Annotated in this window: 1 protein-coding gene; it reads right to left on the bottom strand. The window is 65.5% G+C overall.

Going from position 1 to position 708, the window contains the following annotated elements:
• Window positions 1-41: 41 nt before the first annotated feature.
• Window positions 42-708: ATP-binding protein (locus ACYVLQ_RS31745; RefSeq protein ID WP_460701230.1), on the bottom strand; the 667-nt coding region annotated here is incomplete at its 5' end.

Genomic DNA, 708 nt, shown 5'->3' with positions numbered 1-708 from the left:
CGCGGGCCGTGTGCTGATGGTGACCGACGACCGGCTGCTGGTCAATCCGAGTGGGTCGGATCGGCCGGTTTTCTGCGGCGCGGCTTCTGCCGCTGCCGGTAGGACTCGCCCTCGACGACGAGCTCGTAGGCTGCCGATTGCAGCCGGTCCATCGCCGACTGCGCCAGCAGCGGGTCGGCCATCATGGTCAGGATCTCCGGTGGCTCCCGGTTGCTGGTGATCACCGTCGAGGCCTTGCGGTGACGCTCGACGATCAGCTCGTAGAAGTCGTTGGTCTCGGGTGCCTCGAGCCGGTGCAGCGCCAGGTCATCGATGATCAGCAGATCGACGCGGTGCAGTTTGCGCATCTCGTCTTCGTAGCTGCCGTCGAGCCGCGCGCCGCGTAGCCGTTTGAACAGTTTGTCGGCGCGTTCGGTGTGGACGGTGTGGTTGCGGCGGACCGCGATGTGTCCTAATGCGTTGGCCAGGAACGTCTTTCCGACCCCGACCGGACCCATCACGAGGACGTTGTAGGCGTCGGCGAGGAACCGCAGCGAGGTGAGTTCGGCCCAGAGTTCGGAGTCGAAGGTGACCGCGGTGGTGTCGTCCCAGGCTTGCAGTTGCATCTGGGGGTCCAGGTGCGCGATTTTGGCGCGGCGCTGCTCGGATTGTCGGTCGCGGCGGGCAACCTCGTCGGCGAACAACATCTCTAGAAAGTCGTGGTGCGGC

The organism is Nocardia thraciensis (genome assembly GCF_054782435.1).
Note: the sequence above shows the minus strand (reverse complement) of the source record. Positions and strands in the feature narration are given on the sequence as shown.